Annotated in this window: 22 protein-coding genes; 15 read left to right on the top strand and 7 right to left on the bottom strand. The window is 54.4% G+C overall.

Annotation, left to right across the window (positions count from 1 at the left end):
- Nucleotides 1–39 precede the first annotated feature (39 nt).
- Both C1N64_RS17300 and C1N64_RS17295 read right to left on the bottom strand, forming a co-directional pair.
- The gene (locus C1N64_RS17300; protein WP_054687347.1) at nt 40–768 is read right to left on the bottom strand and encodes a LytR/AlgR family response regulator transcription factor; all 729 of its coding nucleotides are present in this window, start codon (nt 766–768) and stop codon (nt 40–42) included.
- Nucleotides 765–2435: a sensor histidine kinase gene (locus C1N64_RS17295; protein ID WP_039340149.1), complete on the bottom strand. Its 1671-nt coding sequence runs from the start codon at nt 2433–2435 to the stop codon at nt 765–767. The genes C1N64_RS17300 and C1N64_RS17295 overlap by 4 nt, the downstream gene beginning before the upstream one ends.
- 250 nt (nt 2436–2685) lie before the next feature.
- On the opposite strand from C1N64_RS17295, the gene C1N64_RS17290 reads away from it, so the two are divergent.
- Nucleotides 2686–3210 (top strand): GNAT family N-acetyltransferase, encoded by a 525-nt coding sequence (locus C1N64_RS17290; RefSeq protein WP_394515032.1) that lies wholly within the window; start codon nt 2686–2688, stop codon nt 3208–3210.
- Between the two features lie 116 nt (nt 3211–3326).
- Nucleotides 3327–4562, top strand: a complete 1236-nt coding sequence (gene alaC, locus C1N64_RS17285; RefSeq protein ID WP_006120363.1) for an alanine transaminase — start codon at nt 3327–3329, stop codon at nt 4560–4562.
- A 49-nt stretch (nt 4563–4611) separates the two neighbouring features.
- Here alaC and ypdK read toward each other — a convergent pair whose 3' ends face one another.
- The 3 genes from ypdK to C1N64_RS17270 all read right to left on the bottom strand — a co-directional run bounded on the left by ypdK (nt 4612) and on the right by C1N64_RS17270 (nt 7516).
- On the bottom strand, nt 4612–4683 hold the full coding sequence (ypdK, locus tag C1N64_RS17280; RefSeq protein ID WP_006120362.1) for a membrane protein YpdK: 72 nt from the start codon (nt 4681–4683) through the stop codon (nt 4612–4614).
- Between the two features lie 196 nt (nt 4684–4879).
- Nucleotides 4880–5908, bottom strand: a complete 1029-nt coding sequence (locus C1N64_RS17275; RefSeq protein ID WP_006120361.1) for an HlyD family secretion protein — start codon at nt 5906–5908, stop codon at nt 4880–4882.
- 6 nt (nt 5909–5914) lie between these two features.
- Nucleotides 5915–7516: an MFS transporter gene (locus tag C1N64_RS17270; protein WP_394515031.1), complete on the bottom strand. Its 1602-nt coding sequence runs from the start codon at nt 7514–7516 to the stop codon at nt 5915–5917.
- 153 nt (nt 7517–7669) lie between these two features.
- On the opposite strand from C1N64_RS17270, the gene C1N64_RS17265 reads away from it, so the two are divergent.
- The 5 genes from C1N64_RS17265 (at nt 7670) to C1N64_RS17245 (ending at nt 11594) form a co-directional block, all read left to right on the top strand.
- Nucleotides 7670–8455, top strand: a complete 786-nt coding sequence (locus C1N64_RS17265) for an IclR family transcriptional regulator (protein ID WP_006120359.1) — start codon at nt 7670–7672, stop codon at nt 8453–8455.
- 7 nt (nt 8456–8462) lie between these two features.
- Entirely contained in the window at nt 8463–8915 is a 453-nt protein-coding gene (locus C1N64_RS17260) for a universal stress protein (protein WP_006120358.1), read from the top strand.
- Between the two features lie 9 nt (nt 8916–8924).
- Nucleotides 8925–9734, top strand: a complete 810-nt coding sequence (locus tag C1N64_RS17255) for a hypothetical protein (RefSeq protein WP_033740770.1) — start codon at nt 8925–8927, stop codon at nt 9732–9734.
- 244 nt (nt 9735–9978) lie between these two features.
- Nucleotides 9979–10260 (top strand): hypothetical protein, encoded by a 282-nt coding sequence (locus tag C1N64_RS17250; RefSeq protein ID WP_006120355.1) that lies wholly within the window; start codon nt 9979–9981, stop codon nt 10258–10260.
- A 458-nt stretch (nt 10261–10718) separates the two neighbouring features.
- Nucleotides 10719–11594 (top strand): SMP-30/gluconolactonase/LRE family protein, encoded by an 876-nt coding sequence (locus C1N64_RS17245; RefSeq protein ID WP_110268161.1) that lies wholly within the window; start codon nt 10719–10721, stop codon nt 11592–11594.
- 33 nt (nt 11595–11627) lie between these two features.
- Here C1N64_RS17245 and C1N64_RS17240 read toward each other — a convergent pair whose 3' ends face one another.
- On the bottom strand, nt 11628–12848 hold the full coding sequence (locus C1N64_RS17240) for an L-lactate MFS transporter (RefSeq protein ID WP_367143806.1): 1221 nt from the start codon (nt 12846–12848) through the stop codon (nt 11628–11630).
- 266 nt (nt 12849–13114) lie between these two features.
- Here C1N64_RS17240 and C1N64_RS17235 point away from each other — a divergent pair, with 266 nt between their 5' ends.
- The 3 genes from C1N64_RS17235 (at nt 13115) to C1N64_RS17225 (ending at nt 15019) form a co-directional block, all read left to right on the top strand.
- Nucleotides 13115–13354: a hypothetical protein gene (locus tag C1N64_RS17235; protein WP_006120349.1), complete on the top strand. Its 240-nt coding sequence runs from the start codon at nt 13115–13117 to the stop codon at nt 13352–13354.
- A gap of 307 nt (nt 13355–13661) precedes the next feature.
- Nucleotides 13662–13991, top strand: coding sequence for an STN domain-containing protein (locus tag C1N64_RS17230; protein ID WP_033740761.1), 330 nt, complete (start codon nt 13662–13664; stop codon nt 13989–13991).
- Between the two features lie 497 nt (nt 13992–14488).
- On the top strand, nt 14489–15019 hold the full coding sequence (locus C1N64_RS17225; RefSeq protein WP_058707743.1) for an RES family NAD+ phosphorylase: 531 nt from the start codon (nt 14489–14491) through the stop codon (nt 15017–15019).
- A gap of 170 nt (nt 15020–15189) precedes the next feature.
- On the opposite strand, the gene C1N64_RS17220 is transcribed toward C1N64_RS17225, so the two are convergent.
- On the bottom strand, nt 15190–16347 hold the full coding sequence (locus C1N64_RS17220) for an ROK family transcriptional regulator (protein ID WP_394515030.1): 1158 nt from the start codon (nt 16345–16347) through the stop codon (nt 15190–15192).
- A gap of 93 nt (nt 16348–16440) precedes the next feature.
- Here C1N64_RS17220 and C1N64_RS17215 point away from each other — a divergent pair, with 93 nt between their 5' ends.
- The 5 genes from C1N64_RS17215 to ugpQ are packed head-to-tail and all read left to right on the top strand — an operon-like array spanning nt 16441 to nt 21671.
- Nucleotides 16441–17817, top strand: a complete 1377-nt coding sequence (locus C1N64_RS17215; RefSeq protein ID WP_394515029.1) for an ABC transporter substrate-binding protein — start codon at nt 16441–16443, stop codon at nt 17815–17817.
- A 45-nt stretch (nt 17818–17862) separates the two neighbouring features.
- Nucleotides 17863–18774: a carbohydrate ABC transporter permease gene (locus C1N64_RS17210; protein WP_394515028.1), complete on the top strand. Its 912-nt coding sequence runs from the start codon at nt 17863–17865 to the stop codon at nt 18772–18774.
- The gene (locus tag C1N64_RS17205; protein WP_054633394.1) at nt 18774–19838 is read left to right on the top strand and encodes a carbohydrate ABC transporter permease; all 1065 of its coding nucleotides are present in this window, start codon (nt 18774–18776) and stop codon (nt 19836–19838) included. The genes C1N64_RS17210 and C1N64_RS17205 overlap by 1 nt, the downstream gene beginning before the upstream one ends.
- Nucleotides 19839–19843: 5 nt before the next feature.
- The gene (locus C1N64_RS17200) at nt 19844–20950 is read left to right on the top strand and encodes an ABC transporter ATP-binding protein (protein ID WP_325990475.1); all 1107 of its coding nucleotides are present in this window, start codon (nt 19844–19846) and stop codon (nt 20948–20950) included.
- Nucleotides 20951–20969: 19 nt separating this feature from the next.
- On the top strand, nt 20970–21671 hold the full coding sequence (ugpQ, locus tag C1N64_RS17195) for a glycerophosphodiester phosphodiesterase (protein ID WP_006120339.1): 702 nt from the start codon (nt 20970–20972) through the stop codon (nt 21669–21671).
- The last annotated feature ends 322 nt before the right edge of the window (nt 21672–21993 follow it).

Raw genomic sequence — 21993 nt, 5'->3', positions numbered from 1 at the left:
CTGTCCTGCCCGACGCAAGGGCAGAGCCGCCTTTCCCTCTCACAACCGCATCAGTAGCCGAAACGCTTTTACTTTGCTGCGGCTGACCGGTACCTGTACTTCCATATCCCGCAACTTCAGCAGATAGGTATTGTTAAACCAGGGTTCGATTTCCCGGATTTTGTTGAGGTTGACGCAGTAGGACCGGTGGCAGCGAAAGAACAGGTGTTCGGGCAGGCGTGAGCAGAATTCCGTCATTGTCATCGACATCACATAGGCTTCACGGCGGGTATAGACGAAGGTTAACTTCTCGTGCGCCTCAACGTAGTAAATGTCATTCACGTCGGTCACGATAATGCGTTCATCTTTGGTCAGATTCACGGTCAGTACGCTCTGCGCCATTGGCGTCTGAGTGGGCGCGTGCTGTTGCTGCCAGGTGGCATCCAGCTTGTTCAGCATCGTGACGATACGGGATTCATGATACGGTTTCAGAATATAGTCAAACGCTTCCAGTTCAAAGGCTTCCACGGCATGCTCTTTCCAGGCCGTGATAAACACAATCAGGGGCTTATGAACAAACTGATGAATACTCTTTGCCAGTAACATGCCATCCAGAGAGGGAATATTGATGTCGAGAAAGATCACATCAACCCGATGCTGCTGCAGATATTTGAGGACATCCAGACCGTCATCAAAGCAGGCCGCTATCTCAATCTTACTGTGTTGCTGAATCATCCAGCTCAGCTCTTGCTGGGCCAGAAATTCGTCCTCGACGATGATGGCTTTCATGCAAGGTTCCCCACCAGTAACTGCCCGGTTTTGCTCAGTGTAAACGCGATTTCGGTGCCGGGCTGATGACGCGCAATGTGCAGCCCTTCGCCCGAGAGTAACTTCACCCGGTGATGGACATTTAACAGGCCAATTTTATTGCCGGGCATTTCGTTGCGAGCCACACGATCAATCACCTCGTCACTGATCCCTTTACCGGTATCACGCACGGCGATGCGCACGCGGTCGCCCAGGTCTCGCACACTTAACGTCACCACACCTTTACCTTTACAGGGCTGAATGCCATGAACAATAGCATTCTCCACCAACGGCTGAATCAGCAGGCTGGGCAGGGAAAAATGCAAATCCTCGTCAATGTCATAAATCATGGTTAACTTATCGCCAAAGCGCGCCTGCTCAATCGCTATATAATCTTTTACCTGCCAGAGTTCTTTCTTGATATCGATAAGCTCATCGTCATTCAGTTCGAGGTTGTAGCGCAGATAGCGCGATAAGTTGATGACCAACTGGCGCGCCGTATCGGGATTGAGCCGGATAGATGACGAAATGGCATTCAGCGCATTGAACAGGAAATGCGGATTAATTTTGCTCTGCAGGGCACGCAGTTCCGCTTTATTGGCCATTTCGCGCAGTTGCTCCGTACGCGAGACTTCCAGCTGCGTCGAAATAATCTGGGACAGGCCTACCGCCATCTCTTTCAGCGAGCCGGTGATGCGGTGCGCACGACGGTAATAAATCTTCAGCGTGCCGGTCACCTTGCCTTTTTCCCACAAGGGGATGACGATCATGGAGTGAATATCTTTCGTCCGGTGGGCTTCGTCATTGTTTTTGATGATGATCTTCCCACTGTGCATCGCCTGCGCCGTCGTCGGGCTGATCCCGTCGTCACCATGCTGGTAATTGTGTTCACCGTAGCCAACATAGGCCAAAATCTTCTGCTTGTTGGTCATCGCGACGGCATCGGCCTTGATTTCCCGTCTAATGATGTCACAGACACGGCGCAGGGAATCGCTGTTGACCTGACGGAACAGCGGCAGGGTCTGGTTAGCGATATCCAGCGCCAGTTTTGCCTGACGTGCCGCAATAGCCTCTTTTTCACCTTCCACGCTCTGCACCAGCAACACGATTAAGCCAATGCTGGCGGCGCCCAGAATCATCGGCAGGGCAATTTCAGAAACAATGGTCAGCCCGAGCGCGGTGGGCGTGGCCCACAACACGATAAGCAGCATGGTCAGACTTTCGCAAAACATGCCGCCCAGAATCCCTACCAGCCAGCGCCGTTCGCGCTGCACCCGGCGATGAATGGCACCGGCGACAATGCCGGCGATGATGCTGGTCATCAGGCAGGGCACTGACGTCACACCATGAATATCTATCAGGAAGCGGTGCAGACCGGCAATCACACCGGTGGTAATGCCAACCCAGGGACCAAACAAAATACCGCCAGCCATCACGGCGATCACCCGTACGTTGAGCAATGAACCGTCGACATTGACCCCTGACCAGGTACTGAAAAGTGCAAACAGTGAAAAAATGGCAATCACGGCCGCTTTTTCCAGCGCCGTATGCTCATCTTTCTGCAGGATCTGACGAAAAGGTGGGGTTCGCGTCAGAAAAAACAGGCAAATCAGCATCAGCGCCGCACGGTCAAAGACGGCCAGAAGCATAGTAAAGTGTGAAGTCACAGGCGACTCTTCAGCGAGGTCAAAGAAGGTTATGATAAAAAATGTGATGATGTTGTGCCAGCGTGCCTGACAGCCAGCCGGGCAGTTCATGTTTTAGATCAATTTATTCAAAAGCTGAAAAAGAGGAAATGTTGAGCTCATTTAAGAGGAACGTTTTTCCGCTGCCAGTGCGGCCCGGTCCACTGTGGTCAGGCCCGGTGACTTTATTACGTGTTATCGCCCGGAGTGATGTATGCATCTGACTACCTCGCGTTTGACGTTAACCTCTTTGCAGCCTGTAGACTGGCAGCTGTTTCGTGCGGTACATGAAGATCGCGATACTATGCGCTGGGTAAGTGACATTCCCGATGAAGATGATATCCGTGAGCGGTTTCGTCAGCGTCTGGCACCCTGGCAACCCGGCAGTTTTCACATGTTATGCCTGGTCATCAGGCGGCGCGACAGCGGGGAAGCCATCGGGTTATTGGGTTGTACGCCTGAATGGCAGCCCGCCCGTCAGGCGGAGGTGGGATATATGCTGCTGCATCGCCACTGTGGTCAGGGGTTTGGCAGTGAAGCGCTGGAAGCGCTGTGTGCGTGTTTGTTCGACGCCGATTTTCTCAAACTCCGGGCGCTGGTGGTGGAAGGAAACTGGGCTTCCCGGCGAATTCTGGAAAAAAACGGCTTTCTGCTGAAACGGACGCTGCAAAATAATTATCTGCTGAATGACCGCTGGGTGAATGACTGGCTGCTCGAGCGGCTCAATCCGGGAAAATAAAAAATTTTCTGCTCCTCTCGACAAAGTTGTTATTAGCGCGTTATGTTCTTGTTGAGGTCACCACAGTGACCAGCGTCGCTCGGACGGTCCGGGCGCTAACGTTTCCAGAGGATACCATGGCTGATAACAGCACCACTCGTCGTTTCTCGCGTATTGAACGCCTGCCCCCTTACGTCTTTAACATTACCGCTGAACTGAAGATGGCTGCGCGTCGGCGCGGCGAAGATATCATCGACCTTTCAATGGGTAATCCCGATGGCGCGACGCCGCCGCACATTGTCGAAAAACTGTGCCAGGTGGCTCAACGTGAAGATACGCACGGCTATTCCACATCGCGCGGTATTCCTCGCCTGCGGCGTGCTATTTCACGCTGGTATCAGGAGCGTTATCAGGTAGATATTGATCCCGAATCGGAAGCGATAGTCACCATTGGTTCCAAAGAAGGTCTGGCTCACCTGATGCTGGCCACGCTTGACCATGGCGACACGGTGCTGGTGCCGAATCCCAGCTATCCCATTCATATCTATGGGGCCGTTATCGCAGGCGCTCAGGTGCGCTCCGTCCCGCTGGTGGAGGGCATTGATTTCTTCAATGAGCTGGAGCGTGCTATTCGCGAGAGCTATCCCAAACCTAAAATGATGGTGCTGGGTTTCCCGTCGAATCCCACTTCTCAGTGCGTAGAGCTGGACTTTTTTGAGCGCGTCATCGCGCTGGCCAAACAGTACAACGTGCTGGTCATTCACGATTTGGCCTATGCCGATATCGTCTATGATGGCTGGAAAGCGCCGTCCATTATGCAGGTGCCTGGCGCACGGGATGTGGCCGTCGAATTTTTCACCCTGTCAAAAAGCTATAACATGGCCGGCTGGCGCATAGGTTTTATGGTGGGCAACAAAGAGCTGGTCGCCGCCTTAGCCCGAATCAAGAGCTATCACGATTACGGCACCTTTACGCCCTTACAGGTCGCGGCGATTGCGGCCCTGGAAGGGGATCAGCAGTGCGTGCGCGATATTGCCGAACAGTATAAACGTCGCCGCGACGTGCTGGTGAAAGGGCTGCATGAAGCGGGCTGGATGGTGGATATTCCCAAAGCATCGATGTACGTCTGGGCAAAGATTCCGGATCATTATGCGCATCTGGGCTCGCTGGAATTTGCCAAGCACATGCTGCAGGAAGCGAAAGTATGCGTTTCACCCGGCGTGGGCTTCGGTGATTATGGCGATACGCACGTCCGTTTTGCACTGATTGAAAACAGCGATCGTATCCGACAGGCGGTAAGAGGCATTAAGGCGATGTTTCGCGCCGACGGCATTTTGCCGGGCAGCGTGAAAAGTATGGAAGAACAGATTTAACATCCCATTGGGGCGACCACCTGTCGCCCCTGTGGAATGCCTGCAGAGACTACAGCATCAGCACAAAGGTGCCGACCCAAAGTAGTACAAAGAAAGAAATTCCCATCAGCGCATATTTCACAAGCGAACTCCTCTGAGCGGTTACGATATTGGCGATCCCATCCAGCGCAACGCGGACAGAAAGGATAAGGTCGCCGTTCAGATTTACGGTCAACGATCTCCCGTACGAACTGAATAACTCAGAACAGGATCGGGGCTAATCTACGCGTATTCAGACCGAAAATAAATAGTTTGGTTCTGAGAGTTTGTTCACATTTTTATCGAACGTCAATGTCCGGCACTGCCGACATGCCCACGCGGAGTTGCGCCAGGTTTTTCTGGTTCTGGTCCAGGACAATTTTAACCGGTAATCGCTGAACCACTTTCGTGTAGTTGCCGGTCGCATTATCGGGAGCAATCGCCGCAAATGTCGCGCCTGTCGCGGGGGCAATACTGTCGACGTGACCGGTAAAAATCTGGTCAGGCAAAGCATCTACCCTGATGCGGACGGGTTGACCCGGACGCACATCCTGCAACTGCGTTTCCAGATAATTCGCGGTGATATAGGTTTGTTGTAACGGCACCACCGCCAGCAAACGGGTACCGGCGGAAACATAGGCGCCCAGGCGCACTGCGCGCTGTCCCACCATGCCGGCCACCGGGGCCACAATGCGGGTGTAAGACAGATTAAGACGTGCCTGATCGACGCTGGCTCGGGCGGCAGCAACATCCGCTTCGGCGGATCGGACGGCTGCCTGCAGCACGCCAACCTGCTTAATCGCAGAAGCGAGCGCGGCTTCACTCTGACGCACCGCGGCGCTGGCAGAGCGCTGTGCCGAGCTGGCTTTTTGCTGCTCGTCAGCGGCAACGGTGCCGCGCTGATAGAGACGGTTATAGCGTTCGGCACTCTGTCCGGCATACTGCGCCGAAGCCTGACTGGCGGAAACGCTGGCCTTCTGTTCATCAATGACCGACTGCTGCTGCTCCAGCTGTGCTTTGCTGCTCAACAGTTTGGCTTCACTGACCTGCAATGCGGCCTCCGCGCTTTCCAGTGCCACTTTGTAATCGCGATCGTCCAGCGTCGCCAGGAGTTCACCGGCGGCAACCTGCTGGTTATCTTTCACCCTGACGCTGGCGATGTACCCCGACACTTTGGGCGCAACAAGGGTGTAATCGGCATTGACCCAGGCATCATTGGTACGGTGATCGTTACGGGTCATCACGGACCAGACAATCAGCGCCATCGCCAGCAAAACCAGCAGCAGCAGGGAAAGCAGCACGGTTTTTCTCATTACTAAAGCACGCATATACAGTTATCTCGACGTGGAGGTTGCAGGTTGAATCAAGGTTTGGGGCGGCCAGACGCGTTTGGGCAGCCAGGCGGTGACGACCAGCAGCAGCAGCGCAAAACCGATCAGCAGCAGCCAGGTATCACTCAGGCCGAGCACCAGCGCCTGGTGCTTTATCTGGGTAGCAAAGCCGCGCAGATTCTCGACGGAACTCACGCTGCCATCGGGCAACAGCGGAAACTGACTGCTGGCCTGACTGCTGTTGGGGGCGGTCATCAGCCACGGCCTGCTGCCCGCCTGGTTGACGAGGATACTGGAGTGAAACTGTTCACGATGGCTGACAAACCATGACACCAGGGTAGAGGCCGCAATGCTGGAAAACCCGCGTACCGTGTTGAACATCGCCGAGGCAAAAGGTCCTTCAGGCGGTGCTACCACGCTGGTCGCGCTCATCAGCACGGGCAGAATCACCATCGGCTGGCCTACGGCCTGCAACGCCTGAATCAGCCAGAAGTTATCCCGCGCCCAGTCCGTTGTGATCTGCATACCGAGCAGGCAGGAGGCAATCAGGAAGCACAAGCCCACTGCCAGCATCCAGCGACAGTCAATCCAGCGGATATTCAGCAGGGCGGCAAGCAACGGCGCCACAATGAGCTGGGGCAACCCAATGGTCAACGCCAGCGGCGCGAACTGGGCGATGCGAAAGCCATCGACTTGGGCAAAATAGCTGGAAGGCAGGGCAGAGCCAGACAGCGACACGATCAGGACGCCGGCCAGTACCAGCAGGCCGTGCAGCAGGTTAGGTCGCCGCAGCATCTGCAACTTAAACAGCGGCAGGGGATGGAACCACTCATTGATTAAAAAGACGATGAGTAACGGCACGGCGGCCAGCAGCATAGTGGCAATCAGCGGAGAATCCAGCCAGTCAAGCCGTTCGCCCTGGCTGAGTACCAGAATGATTAACGCCATCCCGCTACAGCCTGTGAGCATCCCGAACAGATCGATCTGCTGAAAACGTTCTGTGCGCAACGGATCCTGAGGCAATCCCCAGCCGGTTAATACGAGGGCTATCAGCATACCGGGCACAACCTGCCAGAAGACAAACATCCAGCTGACCTGATCGGTCCAGAAGGCGGCCAGCGACGCGGCCATATTCGGCCCGAAGGTGGCAGTAAGGGCATAGGCGCCTAATCCATAGAGCTTGAACGGCGGTGGCAGAAAACGCAGGGCGACGGTCATCAGCATCGGCGGCAGCGCGCCGCCAAAGAGCCCCTGGATCACGCGTAATACCATAAAGAGCACAGGATCGGTCATCAGCGGTAACAGTATTCCGGACAGCATAAAGCCGACCGAAACAAATAACGTAAAGCGGCGCAGGGAAAACGTCACCGCGAGCCACGGCGCAATCATCATGGCGGCCACTTCGGCAGCCTGATAAGCCGAAACAATCCAGCTTCCGTCGTCGTAGCCCATACCGAGGGCAGCACGAATATCGGCCAGCGCAATATCACTGACGCGATCGTTGAGCCCGGAGGTCAGCGCCGCGATCCAGACGCCAAGCAGGCCCAGGGCGAGACGTAAGGTAAAGGGATGCAGCGGCGGCGCAGTGCCAGGCTGGGTCGTCATAGCAGGTGTCTCATTGTTTTTTTGGTTCGATGTATTGCGATGCGATACAGGCGAGGCGATATTACATGGCAATATGCTGTATTGCAATGTGGTACACGCTGTAAAACGTGCGCTTTTCGGGTTACAGTAAGCCAGCTCAAAAAGGACGACGCTATGACTCAACAATCATCCAGCCGCGAAGATGAAAAAACGGGCGGTATTCAGGTTATTGCGCGCGCGGCTAAAATTCTTAATGCTCTGGGCGAGCATCCCGGTGGCATGAGTCTGGGCGAAATTGCGCATGCGGTCGATCTGCCGCGTTCTACCGTACAGCGCATTGTGGCCGCGCTGGACAGCGCCGAACTGGTTCGAAGCAGTGGGGCGGGCGGATTGCGTCTCGGGCCAGCTTTACTGAAGCTGCTCGCCAGCGTGAACACGGATGTGGTCGATTTGGTCAAGCCACTGCTGGAAAAACTGTCGGCGGATACCAATGAAACGGTCTCCCTGTCCCGCGCCAGTGGTGCGCAGCTTGCCGTCATTCATTATGTTGTGGCGTCGCGCGAGCTGCGGGTGGTTCCCCGTATCGGACTGGAGCTGCCGCTCTACAGCACCTCGGGTGGCCGCGCCTTGCTGGCGCTGGAAAGCGATGAAGACGTCCGGACGCTGGTGGGGGATGCCTGGCGCGAACTGACGGACAAGACGGTTAAGACGCAGGCAGCACTGTTAGAGATGCTTCGGGAAGTGCGTGAAACCAGCATTTCCTACGACCGTGGTGAAACTCTTGAAGGCGTTTCAACCATGGCCTTTGCGCTCGATACGCTGTTTGGCCGCTTTGCGGTCTCCTTACTGGTGCCCACGGCGCGGTTTAAGAAGCATGAATCACGCTATCGTGAAGAAATGTTGCTGTGCAAACAGGCTCTGATTCGTGAAATTGGCAAAATTGCCGCTGTTGAAGGATGAGTGCTCAATGAAAACAGTATTAATGGCTATCGATAATTCACCGGTCGCGAAGAAAGTGGTGTCGTTAACGATCGAAGAAGCACAGGCGCATGATGCACAAGTGATTGTGCTGTGTTGTATCGATCCCGCCTATTCATCCTGTAGCCAGCCCATTGATATTGATGCCGGTGAAGATCCGGCAGATTTTGTGGCCGCGCAGGATGAGCAAAATACCGCTGAAATGGTGGTACGTCATGCCCTGGCACCCTTGCTCCAGGCCGGCATTAAGGCGCGAGGTATGATTCTGGCCGGCGAAGCGGCGGAGACAATCGTGGCCCAGTCCCAGCAGCTCAATGCCAGCATGATTATTATGGGGCGACGTCATTTATCGCCCTTTAACCGGTTATTAAAAGGATCTGTGAGTGCCGCTGTGGTTGAACGCGCGCATTGCCCGGTACTGATCGATGTGCGTAAGGATTAACAACGTAGTATGACTCTCCTGCTTTTTCTTACGCTGGCCGCCTTTGTGCTGCTGGCGATTATCATCGTTATGTTAGTCAGAACCACCCGGCTTAAAGCGTGGCAGGGCGTGGTTCTTTTTATCCTGCCGCTGTTGTTGTCGAATGTTTTATGGTTCAGCTGGATCCAGCCTCAGCAGCAGCAGGAGAAACGCTACGAGCGCGCGGCAGATTATATGGCACAGGCTACGGTGTATCGGGTGCTACGCACTCAGGAACCCGCGCTGTGGCAAATACTGACGCGCGATCTGGCGCGCAAACTGCGTGAAGGCGAACCCATGTTGCAGGCAACGGGCGAACTGCGCGGGTTGTTGACGGATGTGATCAATCAGCGCCTTATGCGGGGTACTGACGCGGCCGTATTGAAATATATTGGCGTCTCGGTGGAAGAAATGCAGACGCTCAATAAAATTGACCCGGGCCTCTGTTTTCAGTTCCTTTATCCGCAGGTAAAGGGCGGTATCAATCTGGTTGAAACTCTGCCCGCCAGCCTGAACCAAAAAGATGCCGATGCCACCGAGTATTTGCTGCTTAACAGTCTGGGGGACGAACAACCGCTGGACCGCAAGCAGGCGCAGCACGATCTCAAAACCATCGTCGACCATCTCTACCTGAAGTGGGGCAATAAGCTGCAACAGCTGAATATGCCTGCCGATGCCGCCGTTGATCGGTCTTCCATGTGTGCCATGTCTGTCGATCTTTATAGTGCCATCCTCGCACTCCCGGACAAGCAAGCCGCCAATCTGCTTCGTAGAATGATTGCGCTTTCAGGCGAAGGTTAAAAAGAAAAAAGCCCGCCAGTGGCGGGCTAAATGCTGAGAGAGGCTTTTTTTAGAGTAATTCCTGGTGTTGTTCGTGAGGCTTTTCACTGGAATCAGTGTCGCAGTTTATTGGCATAACCTGCCAGTTGTTTAACCGTATTGAATCAATTGGTAAAACTTCGTAAATACGCAGTTGTTCGCGTACTAATCCTATAGATGCGCATTTTGCAGCGCCTTACACTGCGTCAAAATGTGAGGAAATAAAATGAAAATGGCAATCATGGGTGCATTTGCACTTATTTTTCTGAGCGGTTGTACCGCCAGTAAACCCGGGGCGTTTGAACGTGTTGATGAAGATCCCAGTTCAAATACCGTACAATATCGTTTCGACCCGCTGAAAGTGAATCGTGATGCAATGGAAATTGATATCGCGAATTACTGCAGCAATAAAGGTTTTGATAAAGTAGAGTCACTCCCTGTTCAGGACAGCACAATACCAGGTTTAAAGAAAACCTGGTATCAGTGTAATTACGCAGTGAAAAGTTAATGAATAAATGAGGTGGGATTATATCCCACCTTCTTTTTATATTATGCTGTGTGAAATCTTTGCCCTTCAGTGAATATCATTTTGTTTTATGTCTCCTTTCTGCTGCGCTGGAACGTCTGCGGATAACGCCTCCTGTCCAGGAGAAATAAAGGCTACCGACTGAGGGAACAGCGCGGCGGTAACGATGTCTGGCATACGGCACCTCCTCTTTTTCAATACTCAGGATAATACGCCGAAAAAGTGCAGCAAAAATGCAGCCTGTGTAGAGTTATTTCGATAAATATGTCGCGATATTTCAAAAAAGAACGCGAAAAAGAGGGTGAGCGCATATTCCAATCGGAATAGACCGAATAGGTATTAATATGCGTGAGACCTGTCTTAAAAACAAGGCTGACGTGAATGTGTGAAGATGGAAATTAGCGCTACAGTAATATCAGGACAATTAAAGGGAGACAAACATGACGCATAGGGTAAAAAACGTTCTGCCGCTTCAGGCAGAGCTGGCAGAATGTCCGCTCTGGGCTGTGCAGGAACAGGTGCTGTGGTGTGTGGATATTCTGGCACCGGCCATCCATCGTTTCGATCCGGCGAGTGGTGAGCTCTCTACATTTCCTCAGGCAGAAGAAGTCGGATGCATCGGCCTGCGGGAACAGGGCGGTATCATTGCCGCACTGCGTAGCGGCGTCTGGCTGCTGGACGAGCAGGGGAAACCGCAAAAAAAAGTGGCGGATAATCCCGGTATCGCCGGGAAAAGCCGCTTCAATGATGGCCGCGTGGATCCCTGGGGTAATTTCTGGTGCGGCAGTTTATGGGAGCCACAGGATAAAAACGGCGGCTTGCTTTGTCGCGTAACGCCTGATTTGACGCTTGAGGTGAAGGCACGCGACATCAAAATTTCCAATGGCGTTGCCTTTTCTCCTGACCGTCAGTGGATGTATCACAGCGATACGCCGAATGAAGTGCTCTATCGCTATCCGCTTGATGCTCAGGGCGAGCCGGGGCAGCGTGAAATCTTCCGGCGGTTTGATGCCCGTGGTGGCTTGCCCGATGGGGCGGCTGTCGACAGTGAGGGCTATTATTGGTCAGCCCTGTTTGACGGCGGACGCGTCGTGCGTATTGATCCGCACGACGGTGAAATCGTCGATGAGATTACACTGCCGGTGAAATGGCCCACCATGGTGACGTTTGGCGGCAGCGATCTCAAGACGCTGTTCATCACCAGCTCACGCGAAAACCTCAGCGAAGAGGATCTCGCCCGCTATCCGCAGTCGGGCGATATTTTTGCGGTGGATGTCGACGTGGCCGGTATGGAAGAGCCGCGTTTTCGCGGCTGATGATGAGGGCCAGGCTTATCTGGCCCTGTAACATTACTGACGCTGCAACAGCGGTTCATGGGCTGGCTGGCTCTGCGGCAGGCGGATTGTCAGTGACAGCACCAGTGATATAACCAGCAGGGTCATAATGAGGCTGAAAGTGACCGTAAAGCCGCCAAACATTGAGGCCACCAGCGAACCCATTACGCTGCCAATGCCAAAGCCGAGATAAATCAGGCCATAATTTTTGGTCAGATTATTCAAGCCGAAAAAGTCACTGACCAGCGAAGGGAAGACGGTAATGGTGCCGCCGAAGCTAAACGCAATGCAGGCCAGGGACAGGAAAAACGTGGTTTGATTCATCTGTGTAAACAGCATCAGGCTCATACCGATCAGTGAAACCAGTTGGGCCAGTGAGATCACGCGAATACGCACCATTTTATCGGACAGCACGCCCAGTACTAACCGACCACTCAGGTTTGCTACCGCGATGACCGTGACGGCGTTAGCGGCGGTCTGGGTGCTGAGGTGAACCAAACCTTCCCCGATGTCTTTTGCAACGCCAATCACATACAGCCCGCTCATACAGGCAGTCAGAAACATCAACGCCAGCATCCAGTACTGTGGCAGACGCACCGATTCGGCCAACGTATACTGACGCGTCGCTTCTGCCTGAGTAGCTGACGCAGATTGCAGCGGCGCATCGCGCATCATCAGTCCGCCAGCAATAATCATCGCCATTGCCAGCAGGCCCCAGAGCACAAAGGTCTGTTCAAGCCCAAATCGTGCCAACAGTGCCCCGCAAATGAATTTAAATCCCAGACTACCCAGACCGTAAGCGCCAATGGCGCAGGCCGATATCATGCCTTTACGTTCAGGAAACCATTTCACACAGTTGGATAGCGTCATCAGATACCCTGCGCCATCGGCCAGACCTAACAACACGCCCGCGCTCAGGTACAGCATGATCAGATTATCTGCATGGGCGGTCAGCCCTAATCCCAGCGCCATCAATATACCTGCGCCGATAGTGACCTTACGGACGCCAAAACGCTCCTGCAGCTTGCCAGCCAGTGAAGAAGAGATGGCCAGCCCCAGGCTCAGTAAACCAAATGAAAATGCGATCTGGCTTACGGGCGCATCCAGTTTTTGCGCGAGCTGACCATTGAATAAGCTCCAGGTATAAACGGACCCCAGCGCTAACTGGGTTATCACCGTACCGATAAGTGTGAGCCAGCGTGTACGCTGGTGGGCAGTCTGTTGAGTCGCGTTCATTATGTTACTCCCAGGGGGAAACTGAATACTGGCGTCAGAATAACCAAAACCCCTACGCGCGAGGGCGGAAAGCGCATGAACGGAATGCAACGCGGAATGAAATGCTGTCAGGGCGGAATGAATGGCCGCGTGGGGTAAGTGTAACGAGGTGAGTCAAGTTAATGAAGGCAGGTAAACAGCAGTAAGGGAATATTACGGCCAACCTCTTTTCCCGGCAGGCTTAGCATTTTTTTGCCAGGCTTAAAGTCCATTCAACAGGAGGAAATATGAAAGACCGGACATATGAATCCATCACCAGTGAGGATGAAGTTTGCTGCATTATCGGTCAGGCAGTGATCGAACTGAGCGCAGAACAGCAGCCTGTCACGAAATCTACCCTGGCACTGAAATTATTGTCAATGGCGGACCGCGACAGTGACGACGAGCGGGTTCTGCTCTACTGGATTGCGCGCAAAGCGATCAATCAACCCCAGCATCTTGTCAATGCGCAGCAAAAACGGGCATGACGCCCAGACAGGAAAGGGCGCCATGCCCGCTACGGTTCCGTTTTGTTTACACAGGACACATCACCGTAAAATCATGGTAGCGCCAGGGACGGCGAAGACGCGTTCCGTCGCGCCCGGTGAGCACGACACCGTAAAACGTGACTTTCTCTGCTAAGAGAGGTCATTACCGCCAGTGCGAAGCGGCACGATAGCGAACCGAACATTTCCCACCTCCTCGCCTGCGATCACACTCAGACATACTCTGCACGCTGACAGAAACAGTTGACTATGGGACAAAGACACAAGTTTTCCTGTGCCCGGAGGCGTTATGCATTTCACATCCTTCAACTCAGCCTGCTTGCTGCTGGCGCTGACGTGTACGTCGTGCAGCCAGTCATCTTCTGGTCACATCCCTGCGGGTAAATGTGATGCGGAAGCGACCTACAATCTTCATTTGTCGCGCTTTGACGAAACGGCGCAACAGTTGGCGCACGGTACCGGGTGTTTTATCCAGACGGATTTGTCGCGCACTGGGGCTGTTCAGGTGAATCCTGTAGAGGGCACCATGACGCTTCGTGAAGCGCTCGGGCAGGCTATAAAAGGCACGCCGTTGAAGATTGTGGCGCAAACGCCGGATGTCATTACTGTCGAAAAATAATCGCGAATCACGGAGGTCACACCATGCGCAGAGGCGCTGCTTTGCTTATTTTGTTGTTAACCGCATCAGTCTGCTATGCCGCGCCAGGGGGGAACGGTGGGGAAGGTGGAAATGGCGGAGCGGGCGGTAACGGCGGAAGTATGGACAATCAACCTGGCGGTGCTGGGCTGCCTGGCCACAATGGTCAGCGCGGCATGAATGGTTGTCCCGGCGGTACTGCGCCCTCTCAGGACGGCAGATTTTATCTGCCCGGCACACATGAGCAATGTAATCCGGCGCATCCAAAGTCGCATCCTAAACGGCATCACACCGTGTCGTCCGGGCAGATGGAACGAATCTGATGATCGGCTGGCCCCGCGCCTGTGTATCACCGGCTTGTGCGCAGGCAAGGCAGACATGCGCCGACAGGTCGGGCTGGTTCGTGGCTACGCACTAAGCGATTAACTGGCGCGTTCAGCAATCGCAGGGATGGGGTTGTTGCGGGAGAAAAGACAAACATGCATCACGCACTATTGCCCGTGGGCGGCCTTTTTTATCGCGCTGTGTTAACCGCGAAGGCGCAGGCGGTGCTTGCCGCACCCGGCCCGCAAAGCGCGGGGCGTTATCATCGCCACGGGCAACCGGCCTTGTATATGAGTCCGCTGCCGGAATGGTCCATCATGGCGGTATCGGGCTATATGCGTGAGGATGGCCTTTCACGCGTCCTGATTCCACTACGCCTGTCAGGGGCCTGGCTGGTAGATCAGCGCGATAAGGCTAAATGTGAGCAACTGGGAATCCTGCCAGAAGCCGCTGACGGCAGTTGGCGAACGGCGCTGCAGCAGGGGCGAATCCCGGATTCATGGCACAACGCAGATAAAGCCAGAGCAACAGGCGCGGATGGGATTATTGACCGTTCGCGTCTTATTCCCGGCGGCTGGCATATCTGTCTTTTTCAGTGGAACACGCCTTCTGCACCACGCGTGGCGGTAAGCGGCAAGCCCATCCCGATCACGCTTTCACCGGCTGGCCCCAAGTGGGGATTATAGTGCGGGCAAATTAAACCAAACCTGTCCCACGCTGCGGTCGCAAATAAACCGACGCTCGCTGCGGACTGGCTCTCATTTCACAGAGACCTGTTTATCCGCGGCCAACTCAGAGAACCGTCGCCGATGTTTGCCGCGTCGGTTTCCTTCATTCCGTCACCGCCGCTGAGCGGTCAGTTGACCCCGTCGCGATGCCCGTTATCCTGCTGAGCAACATTATGCAGGACCATGGCGGCGGCTCCGAATGCGACCGTATCCGTGGTCGCGACGTCCGGCAGACAGATTTCAGGCTGCACGACAGGTGTGCCGTTTAACGTATCCACAGTGGAAAAGTCGAGCCAGGCCGCAAGCCGTTCACGCACCATCTGCGGAAGTGTCCCACCCAGATAGATCGCCGCTGGCGCGAGGACCGCATTCAGCATAAAGCCCAGCCGGGCGATCTCCGGGCCAGTACGTGCGATCCATTCGTCGAGAACCGCTGTGTTTTCGCTAAGAAAATGGTGCCAGACAGCCTCAGCGCGGCCTTCAGGTATCTGGCCAAGGCGATGCTTACACCACGCCGCAAGGTCAGTAAAAGAGGGGCGGGGCCTGTCGAGTGGCAGCAGCAGCCCAATTTCGCCCGCATTGCCCAGATGACCGCGATAACGTTGTTTGCCCAGGATAAGGCCACTGCCGACGCCCTCTGACAGATAGAGATAGATAAAATCGTCATGATTAGCCGCATTACCCAGCGTCATTTCGCCCATGGCGGCAGCATTGGCATCATTTTCGATTAACACCGGACAGCCCAGCGCCTGCTGAATGGCTTCGAACAGCCCGGGTTCATCCCAGGAAAGCACTTCGGGAGCCAGATGGAGCGGAGCCTGACCGCGCTGGAAGCGCGTCGGCATGGCAATGCCTGCGCCAATCAGTAAATGATCCGGTATGTGGTTTCTCTCAAGCAACGTTTTGTGGCCCTTCTGTATCTCTGAGCGGGCGCGGGCAAAGGTATCATAGTGGCCGGTCAGTTCAATTTCGTCGACCCGTTTCCCTTTGAAATCAAGCAGCATCAGCGTAACAGAGAAGCGGCTGGCATGAATCCCAACGGCATAGCCGATGGAGGAATTAAGCATCAGATCAATGTGGGGCGCGCCCCGGCCAGATGAACGCCGGGCTCCTTCGATGATGATACCTCGCTTGATGAGATCGCGGGTCATCATGCTGACGGCCGCCGCTGTCACCCCGCAACAATCGGCGATCTCAGCACGTGATGCGGCGTCGTTGCGACGCAGATAACGTAGTACGGCCGACTGGGTCGTACCGATTCCTTCCCAATGTTTTGATGAAGTCAACGCACCTTCTCCCTGTCGTTTTCACATGGTCATGAACCTGTCATTTAAATAAATTAACTTACTTAAATAATAGGCACAACGGGAATAAACACCATGTCAAAAAAACTCACAGTCCTCGCCACCCTCGTGATGTCCGCGTTGTGTGTTGGCATGACTCACGCAGAAGAGATAACGATTAAACTCGCCACGCTCGCCGAGCGTAGCGCACCGAACCGCATTACCAACATTGAAGATGCAGCCGACATCATGAACAAGCAATTTAAGGCTGCGGGCGTCGACAAACATATTGTGATTCAGGCCAATAGCAGTGCTGTCAAAGGCTGGGACGACTTCGCCATGGATATGCTGAAGGCGATGTCCGTCGGACAAGGGCCGGATATTTATGTGCTGCCCCATGAATGGATTGGTCAGTTTGCGAAGGACGGCTATGCCATGCAAATGAACGATAAGATCGCGGCGGCACCGTGGGTCTATGGCGACATCCTGCCCGTCCTGTGGGCGTCGGCAAAGGCAAACGATGGAAAGATCTATGGCATACCGCAGGATGCTGAAATACGCATGTTTTTTTACAACAAAGATATGTTGAGAAAAATCGGCAAGGATGAAGCCTTTATCAACGCCATACCGGCCAGGGTGGAGTCCGGTGATTTTACACTGGACGATCTGACGGCCCTTGCCAAAGAGGTCGTGGACGGTAAAGCGGCTCAGTACGGCATGTTGCACCGGCCGAATGTCGGTATTGATTATCTGATGGTTTTTCAGTCTTACGGCGTGAAATTTATGGATGACAAGACCGGCAAGCTCATCTTCCCTAAAGCAGAAATGGCGGATGCGCTTGGCTGGTATGAGCGCAATGCGAAGCAGGGAGTGACGCCGGTCGATAACACGGCGATGAGCTGGGATGCCATTCAGAACGCGTTCAAGCAGGAGAAGGCCTTTATCTTTCACCAGGGCGTCTGGGCGGTTGCCTGGCAACTGGGCGACAAAAATGGCGCGGTCTGGCCGACAGACAAAGAAGGGTATTTTCATAAGATAGGCTGGATCCCGGCGCCTGCGGCCAAAAAGGGCGGTCAGCCCTCAAACCTGTCGCATCCGCTTCTCTATACGGTGAACGCCAAAAGCAAAAATGCTGACATTGCTGCCGAACTGGTGGCACTGGCGACGTTGCCTTATTTCAACAACGAACATGCTGTGACGTCCTATCACACGGCCATCAGCAACGCGCAAACGGCGATGCCGAAATACCGCGATAACTGGGTGCTGTCAGCCGCTTCGCCCATGATGGTACATGCGAAGTTCGTGCCTAATCATATCCAGTTTGGCAGCTATAACAAGGTGCTGTTCAGCGGTCTCCAGGCGGTTGAAACAGCAAAAATGACGGCAAAACAGGCCGTTGATTTTATCGCCGAAGAGCTCGAACTGCAGTTTGGCGACGATATAGAAATCCGGTCGTCTGTCGCCAAAAAATAGTGCTTAGCCTGTAAAGCGTCGCTTACTCTCCAGGGAGATGTGGTCATGTCTCAGTTTCAGCCTCGGGCGCACCGGCCGGCCCGACCTGTGTTCTATCTCGCGCCTGCTATCGCGCTGTTGGCCGTCTTTTTCCTGGCGCCCATTATCGTCAATACCGTCATCGCCTTTACCGATATGGGCGCTGATCTGCGGGTCGGTCACTTCACGCTGCAAAACGTCGAGCGGATTGTCTTACGCGATGCGCGCATGCCTGCGGTGCTGCTGACGACGCTGATTTATGTCACGGCGACGCTGTTTATTTTTAACGTCGGGCTGGGTGTCCTGTTGGCGATAACAACGACGGCCATTCCCGACAGGCTGGGTAATCTTTTTCGCGGTCTCTGGCTTTTGCCACGCATGTCGCCGGCCGTCCTCTACAGTATTCTGTGGATATGGGTTGCCGATCCTACGCCGTCTGGTTTGCTCAATCAGGTAACCGGATCCTTCGGTCTGCCGCTCATGAATCTGCGTAATGATTTCCCCTTGTTTCTCATCATTGTGGCAAATGGCCTGGTCGGGGCATCGTTTGCCATGGTCATTCTGACTTCATCCATTCGTTCCATCCCTGCACATCTTGCCAATGCGGCGCGAGTGGATGGGGCGAGCGAATGGGGCGTGCTGCGCTATGTAGTGGCCCCCGCACTGTCTCAGCCCATTCGGTTTATCACCATCTATCAGGGGCTCTCCTTGCTGACGACCTACGAGTACATTCTGCTCATCACCGGTGGCGGTCCCGTCTACGATTCGACGCCTTATGCGCTCTATATCTACCGTCGCGCCTTTGAAAATGGGGCTTACGCCTATGGCGCGGTGCTGGCGCTTGGCCTGATGGTGATCGGCGTAGGCGTGACCTTAATGCAATGGCGGGTCAGTAATATGCGCGCGACGTTTGCCGCGCCGAAAATCGAGGTATTGTGATGTCACTCGTTCCAAACCCGGCCGTGGCCAAATCGAAATGGGCGCGTCTTGAACGCAGAGGCACAATCAACCGTGTCGGCTTCCTTTCTGCGCTCATTCTCTTCCTGACGGTGATGTCAGTGCCGATTCTGCTGCCTTACCTCTGGCTTCTGGCCAAATCGCTGACCACGTCTGATGCGTCCGTCAGCCGGCTTGTTCTGTGGCGCACCAGCGCAATTGCGGGCGTCGCGTATATCGGAGCGATCGCGCTTGCTTTCCTGGCAGAGCGTTTACGCAGACCGGTATTGTCCTGGGCTGCGCTGGGGATCGTTGTGCTGCTGCTTGTGATGATTTTTCTGATGCCACACATGACGTTGCACAACTACCGTTTTCTCTGGATGCGCGACATCGCGAATACGGGCACCACGCGCGTGGACCTGATGCCATCGGCCTGGACGGCACTTGGAAGCTCGCTGATCTTTGGCGTTTCACAAACGCTGATTGTCACGATCGTCGCTACCCCAGCCGCCTACGCGTTATCGCGCTTTGCCTTTGCCGGGCGGCAAAATTTTCTGCGTGGCTTGCTGCTGTTACATGCTTTCCCCGCGCTGGCGCTCACCATTGCCATCTTTATCCAGCTTCACTTTATGGGCCTGCTCAACCATCTTTTCGGTGTGGTGATGGTGATGAGTGCGCTGGAGCTGCCTTATGCGATCTTCGTCCTGAAGGGCTTTTTCGACGCAGTGCCCTGGGATATTGAAATGAGCGCGGTGACCGACGGTGCGACCCGTTTTCAGGCTTTTCGTATGGTGGTATTGCCCCAGGTGCGTAGCGGACTGATTGCGATTGCCACCTTCACCTTTTTACGTGGTTGGGAGGAGTACGTTTTTGTCCAGACGCTACTTATCGACAAAAGCCAGATGACGATGAGCCTCTACCTGTTCTTTGTCGCACAGGATAATACGGGTGCGGATTACGGCATGATCGCCGCTGTGGGCATCATTTATTTACTCCCTGTGCTCGTTCTCTACACCTTTACGCAGAAATACATCACTCAAATGAGTTTTGGCGGTATCAAGGGATAATTGTCATGGCCTCGATCACTCTTAACAATGTCAGCAAAAACTGGGGCGAGACTCAGGTCCTGAAACCGATGAATCTTACCATTGAGAACGGCGAATTCGTCGCCATTCTCGGCCCCTCAGGATGCGGTAAATCGACAACGCTGTTTCTGCTGGCAGGGCTTTATGCGCCGACCAGCGGTGAGATCGCGTTTGACGGGCACAACGTCAATCGCATCGATGCCCGCGATCGCAACGTCGGTATCGTCTTCCAGTCTTATGCGCTTTACCCGAACCTGACGGTACGCGAAAACATCGCTTTTCCGTTACGTTTTAAAAAAACAGGTAAGGAGCACATTGCCAGGCGCGTGGAAGAGGCGGCTAATCTGGTGCAAATAAGCGCACTGCTTGATCGACGCCCGTCGCAGCTTTCAGGGGGGCAGCAACAGCGCGTGGCGCTGGCGCGGGCACTGGTCAAGGAACCGAATATTCTGTTACTCGACGAACCGCTTTCTAACCTCGACGCGACGCTCCGTATCACCATGCGGACGGAACTCAAGAATCTCCAGAAACGTCTCGGCTTCACCACCTTGATCGTCACCCATGACCAGCTGGAAGCCATTACCATGGCCGATCGGATCATCTGTATGAATCATGGCGAGATAGTGCAGATTGGGACACCTGATGACCTGTACAGACGTCCGGCCGATCGCTTTGTTGCAGGGTTTATCGGCTCGCCGCCGATGAATCTTGTGGAAGGACAGGCCGTCGGCGGGTTTCTGCACCTGGGGCAAACGACACTCGAACTGAACCACGAATACGACGGCCCCGTTTGTTTTGGTCTGCGTCCGGAAGATATCAACCTTATTGCCGCTGACGAGGCTCCCTTGTGTGGGGAGATCATGACCGTTGAGCCGATGGGACGTGAAGTTTTCTACACGATTGACACGCCGGCCGGCACGCTTCGCGCGCTGGAATATGGTGAAGCGGTGCGTCATGCGCCTGGTTCCCGGGTAGGAATAGCGTGCCAACCCGAACTGACTCTGATCTTCAATGCTGTCGGTAAACGCATCGTCGATCTTCATGCCAACCTCGCCGTAACCGGCCACCCCAGCAGACAGGTTCACGCTGGCTAGCTTACAGGACAAGATTTCCATGACCCGAATCGTATCACACCGTGGCGCCAACCATTTTGCGCCAGAGAACACCTTCTTTGCCGCCGATCTGGCGCTTGAACAGGGGGCTGATTACATTGAGCTGGATGTACGGGAGAGCGCCGATGGTGTGCTCTACGTTATCCATGACGAGACGCTGGATCGCACCACGAACGGGACGGGCCCTGTTGGGCATGCTCTGTCGCGCGATATTGATGCACTGGATGCGGGAAGCTGGTTCGATGAGCGTTTTAAAGACGCCAGGGTGCCGCGACTTGATGCCTATCTCGAACATCTGCGCGGCCGCGCGGGCGTTTATATTGAGCTGAAATACTGCGATCCGGTCAAAGTGGCTGCACTGGTACGCGATCTCGGTATGGTCCGTGATACGTTTTTCTTTTCGTTTTCCGAAACGATGCGCGCTGGCCTTCAGGCCGTTGCGCCGGACTTTCGCAAAATGATGACCCTCAATATCGCGATGTCTCCCTCTCTCGTTGCCACCGTGCATCATGCATCGATCATTGAGGTAAACGTAGAGCAGATGCGTCATCCCGGTATTCTTGAAGCAAGCCGTAAGACCGGGCTTGAGATTATGGTTTATTACGGTGATGACGATATAGCGATTCATCAGGAAATTGCGGCGGCGGGCGTCGATTATATTAACCTCAATCGCCCGGATCTCTTTAGCCACACACGGCGATAGGTTTACAGAACGACTGAACGATAAGGTTCTGCGTCGCTACCCGTGTTTACGGGTATGACGGGTAAACAGAGAAGGGCAGCTGCGGTACTGCCCTTCGACATTATCTGGCAGGCCCCGGCCCTGGAGGGCGCCTGACAATGATGTTATATCGACGCGTTTTGATCGCGTAAATATGCCCTGCACCGTTCCCTTCCGTTTAATTGTAAACCTCTCGTTCCCAACGCAAACAACATCGTGACACCAGCTGATTTCATCATCTTCGATAGCTGCAGGTGAGTGCACCGGCCGGATTTATTCTGGCTGACGTAAGTGATGGCATCGC

Source organism: Pantoea sp. SGAir0215 (assembly GCF_043543215.1).
The sequence above is the reverse complement of the archived record's forward strand: the minus strand, read 5'-3'. Positions and strand labels throughout refer to the sequence as shown.

Coding starts and splice junctions, on each gene's coding strand:
- C1N64_RS17300 (WP_054687347.1), bottom strand. CDS start 768: ATGAAAGCCATCATCGTCGAGGACGAATTTCTGGCCCAGCAAGAGCTG.
- C1N64_RS17295 (WP_039340149.1), bottom strand. CDS start 2,435: ATGCTTCTGGCCGTCTTTGACCGTGCGGCGCTGATGCTGATTTGCCTG.
- C1N64_RS17290 (WP_394515032.1), top strand. CDS start 2,686: ATGCATCTGACTACCTCGCGTTTGACGTTAACCTCTTTGCAGCCTGTA.
- alaC (WP_006120363.1), top strand. CDS start 3,327: ATGGCTGATAACAGCACCACTCGTCGTTTCTCGCGTATTGAACGCCTG.
- C1N64_RS17275 (WP_006120361.1), bottom strand. CDS start 5,908: ATGCGTGCTTTAGTAATGAGAAAAACCGTGCTGCTTTCCCTGCTGCTG.
- C1N64_RS17270 (WP_394515031.1), bottom strand. CDS start 7,516: ATGACGACCCAGCCTGGCACTGCGCCGCCGCTGCATCCCTTTACCTTA.
- C1N64_RS17265 (WP_006120359.1), top strand. CDS start 7,670: ATGACTCAACAATCATCCAGCCGCGAAGATGAAAAAACGGGCGGTATT.
- C1N64_RS17260 (WP_006120358.1), top strand. CDS start 8,463: ATGAAAACAGTATTAATGGCTATCGATAATTCACCGGTCGCGAAGAAA.
- C1N64_RS17255 (WP_033740770.1), top strand. CDS start 8,925: ATGACTCTCCTGCTTTTTCTTACGCTGGCCGCCTTTGTGCTGCTGGCG.
- C1N64_RS17250 (WP_006120355.1), top strand. CDS start 9,979: ATGAAAATGGCAATCATGGGTGCATTTGCACTTATTTTTCTGAGCGGT.
- C1N64_RS17245 (WP_110268161.1), top strand. CDS start 10,719: ATGACGCATAGGGTAAAAAACGTTCTGCCGCTTCAGGCAGAGCTGGCA.
- C1N64_RS17240 (WP_367143806.1), bottom strand. CDS start 12,848: ATGAACGCGACTCAACAGACTGCCCACCAGCGTACACGCTGGCTCACA.
- C1N64_RS17235 (WP_006120349.1), top strand. CDS start 13,115: ATGAAAGACCGGACATATGAATCCATCACCAGTGAGGATGAAGTTTGC.
- C1N64_RS17230 (WP_033740761.1), top strand. CDS start 13,662: ATGCATTTCACATCCTTCAACTCAGCCTGCTTGCTGCTGGCGCTGACG.
- C1N64_RS17225 (WP_058707743.1), top strand. CDS start 14,489: ATGCATCACGCACTATTGCCCGTGGGCGGCCTTTTTTATCGCGCTGTG.
- C1N64_RS17215 (WP_394515029.1), top strand. CDS start 16,441: ATGTCAAAAAAACTCACAGTCCTCGCCACCCTCGTGATGTCCGCGTTG.
- C1N64_RS17210 (WP_394515028.1), top strand. CDS start 17,863: ATGTCTCAGTTTCAGCCTCGGGCGCACCGGCCGGCCCGACCTGTGTTC.
- C1N64_RS17205 (WP_054633394.1), top strand. CDS start 18,774: ATGTCACTCGTTCCAAACCCGGCCGTGGCCAAATCGAAATGGGCGCGT.
- C1N64_RS17200 (WP_325990475.1), top strand. CDS start 19,844: ATGGCCTCGATCACTCTTAACAATGTCAGCAAAAACTGGGGCGAGACT.
- ugpQ (WP_006120339.1), top strand. CDS start 20,970: ATGACCCGAATCGTATCACACCGTGGCGCCAACCATTTTGCGCCAGAG.